This is a genomic window from Micromonospora antibiotica, from assembly GCF_017599305.1.
Lineage (GTDB): Bacteria > Actinomycetota > Actinomycetes > Mycobacteriales > Micromonosporaceae > Micromonospora > Micromonospora antibiotica.
Map to the genome: position 1 here is coordinate 313,940 of NZ_JAGFWR010000001.1, position 14,747 is coordinate 328,686.

Annotated in this window: 13 protein-coding genes and 1 pseudogene; 10 read left to right on the forward strand and 4 right to left on the reverse strand. The window is 74.4% G+C overall.

What is annotated here, in order from left to right; all coding sequences use genetic code 11:
* The first annotated feature begins 22 nt into the window (after positions 1–22).
* Complete coding sequence (locus tag JQN83_RS01455; RefSeq protein WP_208565798.1) at positions 23–988, forward strand: L-threonylcarbamoyladenylate synthase; 966 nt, start codon at positions 23–25, stop codon at positions 986–988.
* Positions 989–1,194: 206 nt separating this feature from the next.
* Here JQN83_RS01455 and JQN83_RS01460 read toward each other — a convergent pair whose 3' ends face one another.
* Positions 1,195–5,598 (reverse strand): cation-translocating P-type ATPase, encoded by a 4,404-nt coding sequence (locus tag JQN83_RS01460; RefSeq protein WP_208565190.1) that lies wholly within the window; start codon positions 5,596–5,598, stop codon positions 1,195–1,197.
* A gap of 141 nt (positions 5,599–5,739) precedes the next feature.
* Between JQN83_RS01460 and JQN83_RS01465 the strand changes: the two genes are divergently transcribed.
* The 6 genes from JQN83_RS01465 to JQN83_RS01490 all read left to right on the forward strand — a co-directional run bounded on the left by JQN83_RS01465 (position 5,740) and on the right by JQN83_RS01490 (position 10,028).
* Positions 5,740–6,060: a hypothetical protein gene (locus JQN83_RS01465; protein ID WP_255597794.1), complete on the forward strand. Its 321-nt coding sequence runs from the start codon at positions 5,740–5,742 to the stop codon at positions 6,058–6,060.
* A gap of 89 nt (positions 6,061–6,149) precedes the next feature.
* Positions 6,150–7,520 carry an MFS transporter gene (locus tag JQN83_RS01470; RefSeq protein ID WP_307798946.1) on the forward strand — a complete coding sequence of 457 codons (1,371 nt, stop codon included), beginning with the start codon at positions 6,150–6,152 and terminating at the stop codon, positions 7,518–7,520.
* A gap of 50 nt (positions 7,521–7,570) precedes the next feature.
* The gene (locus JQN83_RS01475; protein WP_208565191.1) at positions 7,571–8,212 is read left to right on the forward strand and encodes a GAP family protein; all 642 of its coding nucleotides are present in this window, start codon (positions 7,571–7,573) and stop codon (positions 8,210–8,212) included.
* A gap of 313 nt (positions 8,213–8,525) precedes the next feature.
* On the forward strand, positions 8,526–9,125 hold the full coding sequence (locus JQN83_RS01480; protein ID WP_307798947.1) for an SDR family oxidoreductase: 600 nt from the start codon (positions 8,526–8,528) through the stop codon (positions 9,123–9,125).
* Positions 9,126–9,162: 37 nt separating this feature from the next.
* Entirely contained in the window at positions 9,163–9,357 is a 195-nt protein-coding gene (locus tag JQN83_RS01485; protein ID WP_208565192.1) for a hypothetical protein, read from the forward strand.
* Positions 9,358–9,479: 122 nt separating this feature from the next.
* Positions 9,480–10,028 carry a YbaK/EbsC family protein gene (locus JQN83_RS01490; protein ID WP_208565193.1) on the forward strand — a complete coding sequence of 183 codons (549 nt, stop codon included), beginning with the start codon at positions 9,480–9,482 and terminating at the stop codon, positions 10,026–10,028.
* A 140-nt stretch (positions 10,029–10,168) separates the two neighbouring features.
* Here JQN83_RS01490 and JQN83_RS01495 read toward each other — a convergent pair whose 3' ends face one another.
* The 3 genes from JQN83_RS01495 to JQN83_RS01505 all read right to left on the reverse strand — a co-directional run bounded on the left by JQN83_RS01495 (position 10,169) and on the right by JQN83_RS01505 (position 11,795).
* Positions 10,169–10,801, reverse strand: coding sequence for a DsbA family oxidoreductase (locus JQN83_RS01495; RefSeq protein WP_208565194.1), 633 nt, complete (start codon positions 10,799–10,801; stop codon positions 10,169–10,171).
* A 20-nt stretch (positions 10,802–10,821) separates the two neighbouring features.
* Positions 10,822–11,247, reverse strand: coding sequence for a SufE family protein (locus tag JQN83_RS01500; RefSeq protein WP_208565195.1), 426 nt, complete (start codon positions 11,245–11,247; stop codon positions 10,822–10,824).
* A 128-nt stretch (positions 11,248–11,375) separates the two neighbouring features.
* Positions 11,376–11,795 carry a CBS domain-containing protein gene (locus tag JQN83_RS01505; protein WP_204958392.1) on the reverse strand — a complete coding sequence of 140 codons (420 nt, stop codon included), beginning with the start codon at positions 11,793–11,795 and terminating at the stop codon, positions 11,376–11,378.
* Between the two features lie 318 nt (positions 11,796–12,113).
* Between JQN83_RS01505 and JQN83_RS01510 the strand changes: the two genes are divergently transcribed.
* The 3 genes and pseudogenes from JQN83_RS01510 to JQN83_RS34005 all read left to right on the forward strand — a co-directional run bounded on the left by JQN83_RS01510 (position 12,114) and on the right by JQN83_RS34005 (position 14,670).
* Complete coding sequence (locus JQN83_RS01510) at positions 12,114–12,848, forward strand: class I SAM-dependent methyltransferase (RefSeq protein ID WP_208565196.1); 735 nt, start codon at positions 12,114–12,116, stop codon at positions 12,846–12,848.
* Between the two features lie 6 nt (positions 12,849–12,854).
* Positions 12,855–12,993 (forward strand): annotated as a pseudogene (locus tag JQN83_RS34425) (IS982 family transposase); the annotation flags it as partial.
* A gap of 240 nt (positions 12,994–13,233) precedes the next feature.
* Positions 13,234–14,670 carry a transposase gene (locus JQN83_RS34005; RefSeq protein WP_208565197.1) on the forward strand — a complete coding sequence of 479 codons (1,437 nt, stop codon included), beginning with the start codon at positions 13,234–13,236 and terminating at the stop codon, positions 14,668–14,670.
* Positions 14,671–14,747: the final 77 nt, after the last annotated feature.

Consider the following 14,747-nt stretch of genomic DNA (forward strand, 5'->3'; position numbering starts at 1 on the left):
GACCACTGGCGCTCCCCGTGTCCTGCCCGCCGCGCACGGCATCGCCGAGGCCGCCGAGGTGCTGCGGGCCGGCGGCCTGGTGGCCTTCCCCACCGAAACGGTCTACGGGCTCGGCGCGAACGCGCTGGACGCCCGGGCCGCGGCGCGGATCTTCGAAGCGAAGGCCCGGCCCAGCTTCGATCCGCTGATCACCCACCTGGCTGACGCCACCGACCTGCCGGCGCTCGTCGGCGCGCTGCCCCCCACCGTCGCAGCGCTGGCCGAGCGGTTCTGGCCGGGACCGCTCACCCTGATCGTGGACCGGCCGGCCGTGATCCCGCCGATCGTCACCTCCGGTCTCGACACGATGGCCGTACGGGTGCCCGACGAGGCGTCCGCCCGCGCGTTGATCCGGGCCGCCGGAGTGCCCGTGGCCGCACCGAGTGCCAACCGGTTCGGGCAGCTCAGCCCCACCCGCGCCGAACACGTCGTCCGAGGGCTCGGTGCGGCGGTCGACGTGGTGCTCGACGGCGGCCCCACCCGGTGCGGAATCGAGTCGACCATCGTGGACGCGCGCGGCCCCCACCCGGTGGTGCTGCGGCTCGGGGCGCTCGCCATCGAGGAACTCGTCGCGGCGGTCGGCCCGGTGACCGTCCGGCAGGGCAGCTCCGGGCAGCCGGTCGCCCCGGGGACGTTGGCCGCGCACTACGCGCCGCGTACCCCGTTGCGGGTGGTGGCGGGCGCGGTGCCGGCACCGGCCGACGGGGTCCGACGGGGCTTCCTGGCCTTCCGGGAGGGCCCGGCGGCCGGTTACGCGGCGGTTGAGGTGCTGTCACCCGCCGGTGACGTGACCGAAGCGGCCGCCCGGCTCTTCGACGCGCTGCACCGGCTGGATGCGGCCGGGGTGACCGAGATCCTCGCCGAACCGGCCCCCGACGAGGGGGTCGGCCGGGCGATCAACGACCGGTTGGGCCGCGCCGCCGCCACCTGGTCCCCACCCGCACCCTGACCCCGGGCACATCCCCACGGCCAGCCACGCACATTAAGCATGTAGTGGTCACTCGGCTGGCGGCGAGCCGCGCAACAACAAGGAAGTAGTGGTCATTCAGCCGCAGGATGCCACTACATCGTGGTTCGAGCACGATCTTGCGGTGGCGGCGGGCAGGCGGCGGGCGCTGGCGGCGGGCGGGCAGCGGCGGGCGGGTGGCGGCGGGGTCAGCGGGTGGGCGGGCCCGGCAGGCGCTCCACCAGGCGGGTCAGTGCGCCGTTGGCGAAGGTCGCGCCGAGCGCCGAACCGGCGGCGATGCCCCAGCCCACCGGGCCGAGCGGGGTGCAGCCGAAGAACTGGCTCACCCCGGGGGTCTGCACCACGGCCGCGAGTACCCCGACCGAGGCGGCGGTCGACGCGAGCACCGTCGGGCTGGTGCCCCCGGCGAGGACGGTCTGCCCCAGTTGGGTGCCGACCAGCGAGACCAGGGCCACCGTGCCGGCCCGTCGTTCCCGGCCGGTCCACCGGGCCACCGTCCAGCCGGCGGTCGCCCCGAGGGTGGTGGCGGCGGCGCGGAGCCCGATCTCGCGGGTCATGGTGCCGCCGAGGGAGGCGTCCGGTCCTTCGCGGAGCAACCCGTCGGCGTGGTCGGCGTCGGGCGGCCGGACCGCGATGGCCAGCGCCGGTGCCAGGTCGGTGAGCAGGTTGACCAGGAGCAGCTGCCGGCCGTTGAGCGCCGACCGGCCGGTGACGGCGGCGCTGAGCACGCTGAACGCGATCTCGCCGAGGTTGCCGCCGACCAGGATGCTCAGCGCGTGGCGTACCGACGACCACATGGCCCGGCCCTCGACCAGGGTGGCGATGATGGTCTCCAACCGGTCGTCGGTGACCACCAGGTCGGCGGCGGCACGGGCGGCCGGGGTGCCCCGTTGGCCGAGGGCGATGCCCACGTCGGCCAGCCGGATCGCCGGGGCGTCGTTGGCGCCGTCACCGGTCATCGCCACGGTACGCCCGCACTTCTGCAACGCCTGGATGATCCGTACCTTGTGCGCCGGGGTGCACCGGGCCACCACGTCGGTACGGCCCAGCCGCTCACCCAGCGCCGCGTCGTCCAACTCGTCCAGCTCCGTGGCGGTGACCACCCGTTGGCCGTCGGTTTCCGGGCTGATGGCCGACGCGATCGCCTCGGCGGTGGCCGGATGGTCCCCGGTGATCATGATGGTGTGCACGCCGGCCTGCCGGATCCGGCGGACCGCCGGGGCGGCGCTCTCGCGTACCCCGTCGGCGAGGGCGAGGAAACCGACGAAGACCAGCCCGCGCACCTCGTCGTCGGTGACCGCCTCGGCACCGGCCCGGCACTCCGCCACGGCGAGGATCCGGTGACCCGCCCCGGCCCGGTCGGCGAGCGCGGTGTGCAGCCGGTCCCGGCGTGCGGCGTCCAACGGCTCGTCCCGGCCGCCCGGCAGCCGCCACGCACCACAGCGGGGCAGCACCGTCTCCGGGGCACCCTTCACGCTGAGCAGCAGCCCGTCGGTGGTCCGGCCGACGGTGGCGTGGTAACCCCGGGACGGCTCGAACGGCAACCCGCCGACCGCCGCCCAGCCGGACGCGCCGGTCTGCTCGGTCACCCCGGCCTGCCGTGCGCCATACCTGACCGCCCGGTCGGTGTGCTGCGGCAACACCTGCGGATCGTCCGCGTACGGGGTGGCGCGTAGCCCGGCGGCGAGGATCCGGCGCAACCCGTCGTCGAGGCCGTGCAGATCGGCGAACCGGCCGTCGTCGCCGACCCCGGCGAGCAGCAGCCTGCCCTCGGTGAGGGTGCCGGTCTTGTCGAAGCAGAGCACGTCCACCCGGCCCAGCGCCTCGATGGTGCGGGGGTTGCGGACCAGCGCGCCGTGTTCGGCCAGTCGTCGCGCGGCGGCCAGTTGCGCCGCGCTGACCAGGAACGGCAGCCCTTCCGGCACCGACGCCACGGCCAGGTTCGCGGCGGTCGCCGCCGTCTGCCGCAGCGGTACGCCCCGCAGCAGCCCCGCCCCGGCCACCGCGATCGCCGACGCGGCGGCCAACGGGATCGCCGAACGGGTGATAGTGCCGAGCCGGGCCTCCACACCGCTCTCCGGCGGGGACTGCCGGGCCAGCGCGAGACTCCGCCCGGACTCGGTCCGCGCACCGGTCGCCACCACCACGGCGGTGCCGTGTCCGGCGGCGATGGTGGTGCCCTCGTAGAGCATCGAGGCCCGGTCGGCCAGGGCGGCGGCGACCACCGGAGCGGCCCCCTTGGTCACCGGCAACGACTCGCCGGTCAGTGACGACTCGTCGGCCTCCAACCCGTCGGCGGTGAGCACCCGGCAGTCGGCCGGCACCGCGTCCCCGGGGCCGAGGGTCACCACGTCACCGGGGACCAGTTCCTCGGCGACGACCACCCGTTCGGCCCCGTCCCGCAGCACCCGTGCGGTGACCGCCGAGCGGGACAGCAACTCGGCGAGCGCCCGGTCGGTGTTGCGTTGGTGCACCGCCCCGACCAGCGCCGATCCGCCGACCACGCCGCCGACCAGGGCCGCGTCGACCAACGAGCCGAACGCGGCGGAGAGGACCGCGCCGGCGGCCAGCACCGGTGTGAGCGGGTTGGCCAATTCGTCGACGAAGGCCCGGAACAGGCCGACGGGGCCACCCGACACGTCCGGGTCGACGCGGTGCCGGTGCTGCGCCTCGACGTCGGTCAGCCCGTCCGGGGTGGTGTCGAGTTGGCGCAGCACCGTCGGCACCGGCATCAGGTGCCAGGCGGTGGTGGCCGACTCCGGGGCCCCGGCCGGGTCGGGTAGCCGGCGGGCCCGCCACACGCCGTTGGCGAAGGCCAGCGCCGCCGCGCCGTTGACGGCGGCGAGGCTGCGGCCGGGCAGTTGCGGCACCGCGGCGGTGAACGCCCCCAGCGCGCCGAGCCCGGTGCCGGCCATGGCGAGGCGGATGTTCTGCCCGGTCATCCGCCGGGCCACCCCTGCCGCTTCGATCAGCAGCGCCGGGATCCGCAGGTCGGTGCCGACGAGCAGGTGGGCGCCCCATGGCGGCAGGTCCTCGGCAGCGGCCACCCCGAGCCCGCAGTCGGCTGCGGCAAGCGCCGTCCGGTCGCCGGAGACCAGCATCACCACCGCGCCGTCGCGTTGCAGGGCACGTACGGACTCGACGAGCCGGTCCCCGCCGGGCAGCACCGCGTCGGCGAAGCCGTACCGCTGCGGGTCGTCGCCGGCGACCACCAGCCGCAGGCCGGCGTGCCGGGCGGCGGTGGGTAGCGCATCGACGCCGGGCGCCGGTTCGGGTGCGACCCGGACGACGGCGGTGAGGCTGCCGTGGTGGACGAGGCCGAGCAGCGGGCCGCCCGCCGTGCGCAGCCGTGCGCTGTCGGGGGTGTCCCCCGGGTCGACGGTGTCGAGGTCGGCCAGGGGGCCGAGCCGCCAACCGTCCGCCTCGTGGACGGCGTCGGGCTGCTCGGGGTCGAACAGGGCGAACGCCTGACCGGCCACCTCCCCGGTGTCGGTGCCGGGCAGCGGGGCCAGGTCGGCGAGGACACCACGGTCCGATCCGAGCACGGTCGCGTCCAGCACCACCGTGTCGATCCGGTCGAGTTCCCGCAGCACACTGCGGTCCATCGCGATCACGCCACGCCGGGCCAGCACCCGGCCGAGCTGGGCGGCGTACCCTTCGCGGCCACTGCCGGGGGCCTTGGGTAGCGCGGCGAGGCCCAGTGCGGCGGCCCGCTTCGGCCCGGCGACGGGCCACGCGGCGGCCCCGGCGGCGACACCGGTGGCGAGCATCGTCGAGACGTACCGTTCGACGGGGCCGTCGGGGCGGGGGCAGGGCCGCCGGACCCCGGGTGAGCGGGCCACGGCACGCTCCGGGTCGCCGGTCAGCCCCGGCTCGGCCCGGGTCCAGGCGGCGAGTTGGGCGCGCGCCTCACCCCACTGCACGATCCGTTGCGCGCCGTCGAGGACGATGCCGGCCCAACCACCGGTGAGGCCCTGCACGACCGCCTCGGCGAGCGGGAACAGCACCTCGGCGCGCGGGTCGGCACGCAACCCCCGGCCGGCGAGGTCGTGCAGCCTGGGGTGCAGGTCGACGGCGGTGAGCAGGCCGGCCACCTCCCCCGGCACCGGGGTGAACGGCAGGATCCGGGTGGCGGCGGAGATGGTCAGGCCCAGCGCGTCGGAGGCGAGCGCACCGAGGGTCCGGGGGGTACGCGGCCCGTCCTCCGGCGGATGTGGGGGCGGGATCTCCGGGTCCGGCTCGTGCGGGCAGACCCGTTCGACCCGGGCCACCGTGTCGATCAGGTCGCGCAGTTTCGGTTTCGGTTCCCCGACGGCCACCACCACCCGGCCGGACGGGGCGTTCACCCGGGCCCAGGCCACCCCGGGGAGCCGTTGCAGCGCCGCCTCGACCTGCCGGGCCAGCCGGTCGCCGCCGTCCTGGCAGACGCCGTGCACCTCGATGTGGTGCCGGCCGTCGCGGGACCACACCCGGCGGCGGGTCAGCCCGGCCACCCGGGCCAGCCGTCCGACGGTACGGGACGCGCCGCCGAGCAGCGGGGGCACCGGCACCGACGGGAGGACCCGGCCGGCGACCCGGCCCAGCGTGGTCATCGAGGCGTACGGCCGATGCGTCGGCCCCGCCCACTGCCGCCGTACGCCATCGTGCCTCCCGCGTTCGTCAGGCGGCCTGGCTTCCCGGCACCGCGTCCGTTATGCCCCCCGGGTGGGGGAAGTTTCCGCCGGTGGCGGGGCATGGACGGCGGTGCCGGTGGAATCCGGCTGACGATCCGACGAGTCGGCAGGGAGGCCGGGATGAGCACGATCACGCGTCACCTCAGTGGCAGTCACGAGATGGTCCGCGCGTACACCCGACGGGTGGAGGTGCCGATGCTGGGCGAGGTGGCGGTGCCCCCGCCCGACAAGATCGCCTACTACGCCGGGTTGGGGGTGCTCGCCGCACTCCAGGTCATCGAGTGGCCGCTCGCCCTGGTGATCACCGCCGGTCACCTGCTCGCCGACCAGCACCTGTCGGGACTGGCCAAGGGGCTCGGGGAGGCCCTGGAGTCGGCGTGACGAGACCGGGCTCACCCTTGACCTGAACCAGGGTGCAGGTCGCAGGCTGGGTCCATGCCTGACGTACCGCCCCGGGCCGGGGCCGTTCGGTGACCGCCACCCTCGCCCCGGCGGCCCGCCTCTACGATCCCCGGCTGCGGGCCATGACGGTGGGCAGCGTCGCCCTGGTGTCACTGCTCGCCTTCGAGGCGTTGGCGGTGGGCACCGCGATGCCCACGGTGGCCCGCGCGCTGGACGGGCTGGGTCTCTACGCGCTCGCCTTCGGCGGTTCGTTCGCCGCCGGGGTGCTGGCCATGGTGCTCTCCGGCATCTGGTGCGACGCCCGGGGGCCACGCGCCCCGATGTGGGGCGGGGTGGGACTGTTCGTCGTCGGGTTGCTCGTCGCCGGGAGCGCCGACGCGATGGGCACCCTGGTGGTCGGTCGGGCGGTGCAGGGCTTCGGGTCCGGGCTGCTCTCCGTCGCGCTGTACGTGGTGGTCGGGCAGGCGTACCCGGAGCAGCTGCGGCGGCGGGTCTTCGCGGCGTTCGCGGCGGCGTGGGTCATCCCGTCGCTGGTCGGGCCGGCGGTGGCCGGGTTGATCGTGGAACACCTGGGCTGGCGGTGGGTCTTCCTCGCGGTGCCGGTGGTGGCGTTGCCGGCGGTGCTGCTGGTCGAGTCGGGACTGCGCACGCTCGCCCGGCCGACGCCGGCCGGGCCACCGGCGGGCGCGGTGGCCCGGATCGGCTGGGCGGCCGGGGCGGGGGTGAGCGCCGCACTGCTGCACCACGGCGGGCAGCAGCGCGGCGTGCCCGCCGTGATCCTGGTGGTGGTGGCCCTCACCGGCCTGGGGGTCTGTGCGCCCAGGCTGCTCCCGGCGGGGTTCCTGCGGGCCGCCCGGGGCCTGCCCACGGTGGTGGGGCTGCGCGGGTTGGCGGCGGCGGCGTTCGTCGGTGCGGAGGTGGTCATCCCGCTGATGCTGTCCCGGCAGCGGGGTTTCTCGCCGACCGCCGCCGGCCTGGTGCTGACCGTCGGCGCGCTGTCCTGGTCGGTGGGTTCCTGGCTCCAGGGTCGGTTGCCGGCGCCGCGTTCCTCGGCGACCCTGCCCCGGCTCGGCCTGGCCTGCGTGGCTGCGGGCACGGCCACGGTCACCCTGGCCGTGTGGCCGGCGGTGCCGGTGGCGGTCGGGGTGGCCGGGTGGGCGGTGGCGGGCCTGGGGATGGGTCTGGCGTACCCGTCGCTGTCGGTGTTGACCCTGGCCCTGTCGGCCCCCGACGAGCAGGGGCGCAACAGTTCGTCGTTGCAACTGGCCGACTCGCTGTTCACCGCCACGGTGCTGGCGTTGACCGGTGCGGTGCTCGCCGCCGGGACGACGCCCGGCCCGGCCGGGTACGCGGGGACGCTCGCCGTGGCGGTGGGCTGTGCCCTGCTCGGCGCGGTGCTCGCCGGCCGGGTGGTGCCGGGCCGGGTGCGGGCCGCCTGATCCCTCGAATCCCGCCTGGTCGACCGGGGTGACCGGGAGGATGGTGGGCGATGAACTTCCTGACGATCCTGCCGATGGCCGTGGTGATGGTGGCCGGTACGCAGTTGGTGGCGGCGGTCTTCCTCGCCTCCGGCGACCGGCCCCGCCGGGCGTCGCTGGGGTTCCTGGCCGGTGCGGCGATCGTGGTGGTTGCCGGGACGACCCTCGCCTGGCTGGTGTTCCGGGTCGTCAAGGGCGCAGCCGGCGGTGGTGGGGGTGGTCGCCGCCAGGTCGAGACGGTCATCGACTGGGTGGTGCTGGGGCTGCTGGTGGTGTTGGCGGTGGTGGTGTTCGTCCGGCGGCACTCCTCCGGCGAGCCGACGTGGATGGGTCACCTCCAGCACGCCGGATTCGGGTACGCGCTCCGGCTGGGCCTGCTGCTCTTCGTGGTGATGCCCTCCGACGACCTGACGATGGTGACGGTGGGGGCGAGCGCCGCCCGGCACGGCCTGCCGTGGTGGCACCTGGTGCCGTTCATGCTGCTGACCCTGCTGTTGCTGGCCCTGCCGCTGCTGGCGTTGCTGCTGCTCGGTGACCGGGCGGACCGGGTGCTGCCCCGGATGCGCGACTGGGCGGACCGGCACTCGTGGATCATCAGCGAGGCGGTGGTGGTGTTCTTCCTCGCGTTGACCGTGGTCGACCTGCTCACCTGAGGGCCGGGACGCCCCGGGCCCGTCGGGGCGGTGTCACATTCCGGGTGGTCGACCCGTCAGCTGGTCGGCCCGTCAAGTGCTCTTCCCGCCGGGTCGGTTCGTCGGCGGTCGGTGGAGGGGGACGGGATGCGGGTGCTGGTGACGGGTGCCGGCGGGACGTTGGGGCGGGCGGTGCTGCCCCGGTTGCGTAGCGACGGCTTCACCGTACGGGCGACGAGCCGGCGGCCCCGGCACGATCCGACGACGGACTGGGTGGTCGCGGACCTGGCCACCGGGGCCGGGTTGGGCCGAGGCGGTCGCCGGGGTGGACGCGGTGCTGCACCTGGCGTCCCGCCCGGGTGGCGGCGCCCCGACCCACCGGGTGGACGTGCTGGGCACCCGCCGGTTGGCCCTGGCCGCCGGTCACGCGGGCGTGGCCCATCTGCTGTACGTCTCGATCGTCGGCGTGGACCGGGTGCCGATCCCGTACTACCGGCAGAAGCTGGCGGCGGAGCAGGTGGTGGCGGCCGGGCCGGTGCCGTGGACGGTGCTGCGGGCCACCCAGTTCCCGGTGTTCCTGGACCGGCTGTTGCGGGCGGCGAGCCGGCTCGGGCCGGTGCTGGGGGATCCGGCGGTGCTGGCCCAGCCGGTCGACCAGCACGAGGTGGCCGCCCGGCTTGCGGAGCTGCTCGCCACCGGCCCGCTCACCGGTGTGCAGGAGTACGGCGGCCCACAGGTCCTCCGCTTCGACGACGCGGTACGGGCCTGGCGGGTGGCCCGGGGGTCCCGTCGTCCGCTGCTGCCGGTGCGCCTGCCGGGGCGGCTGGGTCGGGAGTTGCGGGCGGGTGGGCTGACCACGAGCGCCGTCCCGACCGGCCGTCGGACCTGGGCCGATCACCTGGCCGACACGTACGGGCGACCCGACCGAAGATGAGCCGGGCACGGGTTCACGTCCTGCCTACCGTGACGCCATGCTGGTCTTCGTCGTCACGGTGCTGCTCTACGTCTTCGGTCTGGTCTTCCTGTACGGGGTGATCCGCCTCGCCGTGCGGCACGGCATGGAGGATCTGGAGGCCCGCCGGCCACAGGCACTGCGGGCCGGTCGGTCGGCGACGGCCGACGACCGGGCGTTCCTGCGGGAGAACTCCTTCCTCGGCGGCAACTAGACCCGTCGCGCCCTCCCGCCGGCTGCCGCCGCGCGTCGTCGTCTCCAGCGCACTGTGGGCGTGGCCCGATGCGTGGCCTGGTGGGGCGGCCTGTGGGGTGGGGTGCGAGGATCGCTGCCGTGATGGGAACGTTGCAGACCGAGCCCGCCCGGACCCGACCCGACCTGCTGGCCACGCCGGTGGCCGCCGCCCTGGCGCAGTGGTCGGCGGACGCGCCCGTCGACGTCGACGACGTCCTGGTCGCACCGATCGACGCCACGCTGGCCGACACGGCTGCCTTCTGCGCCGCGTACGAGGTGGGGCTGGACGTGTCGGCGAACTGTGTGGTGATCGCCGGCAAGCGGGAGGGCGAGATCCGGTACGCGGCCTGCGTGGTGCTCGCCACCACCCGGGCCGACGTCAACGGGGTGGTCCGTCGGACGTTGGACGTCCGCAAGGCGAGCTTCGCCCCGATGGCCGACGCGGTGGAGGCGACCGGGATGGAGTACGGCGGGATCACCCCGATCGGGCTGCCGGAGTCCTGGCCGATCCTGGTCGACGCCCGGGTGATCGCCGCCCCGCACGTGATCATCGGCTCCGGCGTACGGCACAGCAAGATCGCCCTACCCGGGCCGGCGCTCGGCGCACTGCCGGGCGCGCGGGTGGTGGAGGGCCTGGCCCGCCCGGCCTAGCCAGTCATCGACATCGATGTTGTTGCACGTGAAACATTGCGCCGGTCGATGCCGTCCCCGCCGGGGTGCCGGTGGCCGCCGGGATGGCGTTGCTGCGGCCGGAACGGTCGGCGCCCTCGCCCTCGCCGGGCGGTCGGATTTCAGGCGGCCGACTCCCGCTGGGTGACCTCGGTCAGGGCGGCGAGCAGGGTTTCCGGCTCCTGTGCCCCGGTGACGGCGTACTTGCCGGCGAGCACGAAGGTCGGCACACTGCTCACCCCGAGCTGGTGGGCGGCGGCCAGGTCGGCGGCCACCTCGCGGCGACCCACGTTCGAGGCCAGGTGTTCGCGCGTCTCCGTCTCGTCCAGCCCGACCGAGGCGGCCAGCGCGACCAGCGCCTCCGGTGAGCCGACGTCGACCCCGTCGGTGAAGTGCGCCCGGTAGAGCGCCTCGACCACGTCACCCGCCCGGCCGTGCCCGTCGGCGAAGCGGACCAACCGGTGCGCGTCGAAGGTGTTGGCGCTCACCGCCCGGTCGAAGTTCAACGTCAGCCCCACCCCGGCAGCCGCCTGGGTCACCTGGCCGGCCATCTGCTCGGCCCGCTGCCGGCCGCCGAACTTCGCGGCCAGCGCGTCCAGCAGCGGCTGCGGCGCGGTCACCGGCGTCGGGTCGAGCTGGAACGGCCGGTACCGGACGGTCACCTCGCCGTCGTACGACGCCAGGGCCTGTTCGAAGCGGCGCTTGCCGATGTAGCACCAGGGGCAGACCACGTCGGCGTAGATCTCGATCTCCATGACCGGAGACAACCCGCAGCTCAGCCGGCTTGTTCCCGAACCTGCCGCTTGAGTCGGGCCAGGATCGCGGTGCCGCCGCGTACCCGTAGCGGACTGATCGCCTGGGCCAGGCCCATCCGCTGGTAGAGGTCATCCGGTACACCGAGCACCTGCTCGACGCTCGCCCCGGCCAGCCCCTCGGCGAGGATGCCGGCGAAGGCCCGGGTGGTGGGCGCCTCCGGTGGGCAGTCGAACAGGGTGGTGACCGTGCGGTCCGGGTTGACCTCGGCGCGTAGGAAGAACGCGGTCTGACACTCGGGGACCTGCTCCAGGTCGTCGCGGTCCACCCCGGCCGGCAGCGGCGGGATCACGTCGGCGTACTCAAGCAGCATCTCCAGCACCACGTCGCGGGGGGCGTCGGCGAACTCCCCGACGATCTCGGCCAGCCTCGTCGGCATCTCGGACATCCCGCCAGGCTACCGCCGCACCCGGCGCGGGTCTGCCACCAGACTCCCGCACCGACCGTCTGCGGGCCGGAGGAAGCCGGGACGAGGCGGGCGACCACACCGCTCGTGGGTCGCCCGCGCCGGGCGGGTCAGTTGTTCGGTGCGCCCTCGCTGATGTCGGCCAGCGCCGAGCTGGGGTCGAGCTGCATCGCCAGGTCGCCCAGGGAGACGATGCCGACGAGCTTGCGCTCGTTGTCGCAGACGAGGATCCGGCGGATGTTGCGCTCACGCATCAACGCCACCGCCTCACCGGCCGTGGCGTGCTGTTCGATCATCACCACCTCCCGGGTGATGATCGAACCGATCGAGGTGCTGGCCGGGTCGCTGCACTCGGCGACCGCCCGTACCACGATGTCCCGGTCGGTCAGCAGGCCCGCCAGCGTAGAGCCGTCGGTGACCACCACGTCCCCGATGTCGGCCTCCTTCATCACCCTGGCCGCCTCGTCCAGGGTGGTCTCCGCCGACAGATAGACCACCTGCTTCGTCATCACGTCACTGACCCGGTACATGAGAGCCCTCCGCACAACAAACACCCTTTGGACGATCCAACTTCGATACCCCGTGGCGCGTCCGTTACACCCCGTTGCCGCCAACCCGACGCAGGATCTGGTCGACCACCCCGTCCCAGACGACCTCCTCGTGCGCGCCGGTCGCCCCGCCGTTTCGCGGTGATCAAGAGGTTTGCGTCAGGATTCCGGGGCGGGGTGACGCAAACCTCTTGATCACCGGGGCGACGGGCGGGGGCGGGAGGGCGGGGACGGGCGGGGAGCGGGGGTGGGGGCGGTAATTGGGTGGACTTGGTAGTTGGGGGCGGTGAGCATCGGGGGATGCGGCAGGAGGAGGTCTGGGACGGCGAGGCCGCCCGGCGGTATGACACGCCGGGTGAGGGGATGTTCGCCCCGGAGGTGCTGGGGCCGACGGTGGACCGGCTGGCCGCGCTCGCCGGTGACGGGGCGGCACTGGAGTTCGCGATCGGGACCGGTCGGGTCGCCGTACCGCTCGCCGCCCGGGGGGTGCCGGTCACCGGCATCGAGCTGTCCGCCCCGATGATCGCGCAGCTCCGCACCAAGGTGGACGCGCAGGCCATCCCGGTGGTCGCCGGTGACATGGCGACCGCCGTCGCCCCCGGCGAGTTCTCCCTCGTCTACCTCGTCTTCAACACGATCGCCAACCTGCTCACCCAGGCCGAACAGGTGGCCTGCTTCCGCAACGCAGCCCGGCACCTCGCCCCCGGTGGCCGGTTCGTCATCGAACTGTGGGTGCCCGAACTGCGCAAACTCCCACCCGGGCAGCAGGCCGTCGTCTGGCACTCCGAACCCGGCTACGTCGGCCTGGACACCTACGACGTGCTGGCGCAGCACGTGGTGTCCCACCATTTCCGGTTCGGCGACGGCCGGCAGGCGGAACTGTTCCGTACCCCGCACCGCTACGTCTGGCCCGCGGAGCTGGACCTGATGGGGCAGCTCGCCGGGTTCACCCTGGAGAGCCGGCACGCCGACTGGACCGGCGGCGAGTTCACCGCCGAATCCCGCTCCCACGTCTCCGTCTACCGGCTGCCCTAGCCGAGCCTGCGTCTGCATCTGGTCCGCACCCCGTCGGGTCTGCCGATCACCTGTGCGCTGGCCACGCCGAAGGTCGCCGAGCGGCAGGTTCCGACCAGCGGTCCTGGATCAGGATCCGGGCCTGGCCGCTGACCGTCCGGGTCTGAGGGGTGGCTGCCCGGGTCGCGCAACGTCGGCCTTCGGCGTTGGGCACCGCGTGTCGACGTCGCCGCGCCCGCACCGACCGTCGCCGCGCCCGCACCGACCGTCATCGCGCGCGCTGGTCGGTGTCGCGCTGCCCGCAGGGGCAACGCGGACTGCCCGCAGGACCGGCCGGCGACCGGGGAACGGGCCGGCAGATCCGGTGCACGCTGGTGCGGACCCGCCCACCGACCGGGAGACAGGCGTGCATCCGCATCAGGACGTCCAGCCGGCGCCATGGCAACACACGTTCGCCACGACCTTCGCCTGGATCGCCGAGCACCAGCCGGCGTTCTTCCAGCGCCTCACCTGGGCCGAGACCCAGCAGAACCCCACCTGCCTGGCGATGTTCCATGCCTGGGCCGACGAGCAGGCCGCCCACACCGGCGTCGACCAGCTGCGCCGTAGCCTGGCCACGATCACGCTGCTCCAGCAGCACACCAGTGGGCAGCTGGACCGGGACCACCTCGTCGTCGCGCTGGTGGAGATCGTCCGGCCGCCGTGGGTCGACCACCCCCTGGCATTGGCGTTCGGGGAGATCGATCCGACGCTCGTCGCGGAGTTCGCCCAGATCGACGACATGTTCGCGCTGGTCGCCCGGTTGGCGCAGGTGTTCGAGGTGGACACCGGGTTCACGTTCGCCCTCTGGTCGGTGGCCGCCGAGACCCTCGCCGGCGAGGTCGCCGGGGCGTACCTGCCGTACTTCGCCGCAGCCTGCGACGAGCACCTGCGGCAGTGGTACCTGACCGCCACCGTCGAGCAACCGGACCTGCCCGGTCAGCCCGGGGACCCGGCACCTGACGGCGGCGACCAGCCGGCGCCCCGGTGGCTGGACTACCTGGACCCCGACCAGTTCCCGCAGGTGCTGGCGGACTGCCCGGACCTCGCCGCCGACATGGCCGAGTACAACACGCAGGCGTACGCGTTCAGCCTGGCCGGGCCGTACCAGGAGGAATACCGGTCGTCGGTGCACGATGCCATCGCCCGCGTCCTGGCCTGGTACGCCCACCGTCAACCGGTGATCCTGGGTCGCCTCCAGGCGTTCGGCGGGCAGCAGGGGCAACCCGACGATCCGGCGACCGCCCACCTGCTGGCCCTTGCCCCCGAGTGGGAGCAGCTCCGCCAGGCCTGCGGGCTCCTCACCGCCGCCCTCGAACCCGGCTTCACCGGATATCCGCCGGCCCAGCCGTTGCCGGTTCGGGAACAGATCGCGGCGGCGGCGCGGGCCCGGCTGTCGGCCAGGGAGAGCCGCCAGGGTGGTGCGCAACCGCCGGAACCGGTCGAGACGCCGAGAGCTGTGGAGGTGCCGCGAGCTGTCGAGGTGCCGCGGGCTGTCGAGGTGCCGCGACCAGCGTCCCGCCGGCCCGAGCGGGTCGAGCAGCACGGACCGTCGACTCCGGGCGGCATCACCGACGAGCAGTGGCGGCAGGTCGCGGCGATCCTGCCGGGCGGCGACTCGCATCGGGGCCGGCGGTACGACCGCCGACTGATCGTGGAAGCGATCTACCACCGCAGACGCACCGGCTGCACCTGGGCGAACATGCCGGCGCACTATCCACCCGGCTCGATCGTCGCCAACTACCAGTCGGCCTGGGAGCGCGACGGCACCATGCGCCTGATCGAGGCGATCCTGGGCCAGTAGCCGCCGGCCACGCCGGGGCCGGCTGCCCTCGGCGTGCCGGCGCAGGCCGGGTCAGCGGGTGGTCTGGGCGGGTCGGG

What these genes read in the sequence shown, in the direction of transcription:
- JQN83_RS01460 (WP_208565190.1), bottom strand. Translation starts at nt 5,598, where the DNA reads ATGACCACGCTGGGCCGGGTCGCCGGCCGGGTCCTCCCGTCGGTGCCG.
- JQN83_RS01465 (WP_255597794.1), top strand. Translation starts at nt 5,740, where the DNA reads ATGGACGGCGGTGCCGGTGGAATCCGGCTGACGATCCGACGAGTCGGC.
- JQN83_RS01475 (WP_208565191.1), top strand. Translation starts at nt 7,571, where the DNA reads ATGAACTTCCTGACGATCCTGCCGATGGCCGTGGTGATGGTGGCCGGT.
- JQN83_RS01485 (WP_208565192.1), top strand. Translation starts at nt 9,163, where the DNA reads ATGCTGGTCTTCGTCGTCACGGTGCTGCTCTACGTCTTCGGTCTGGTC.
- JQN83_RS01490 (WP_208565193.1), top strand. Translation starts at nt 9,480, where the DNA reads ATGGGAACGTTGCAGACCGAGCCCGCCCGGACCCGACCCGACCTGCTG.
- JQN83_RS01495 (WP_208565194.1), bottom strand. Translation starts at nt 10,801, where the DNA reads ATGGAGATCGAGATCTACGCCGACGTGGTCTGCCCCTGGTGCTACATC.
- JQN83_RS01500 (WP_208565195.1), bottom strand. Translation starts at nt 11,247, where the DNA reads ATGTCCGAGATGCCGACGAGGCTGGCCGAGATCGTCGGGGAGTTCGCC.
- JQN83_RS01505 (WP_204958392.1), bottom strand. Translation starts at nt 11,795, where the DNA reads ATGTACCGGGTCAGTGACGTGATGACGAAGCAGGTGGTCTATCTGTCG.
- JQN83_RS01510 (WP_208565196.1), top strand. Translation starts at nt 12,114, where the DNA reads ATGCGGCAGGAGGAGGTCTGGGACGGCGAGGCCGCCCGGCGGTATGAC.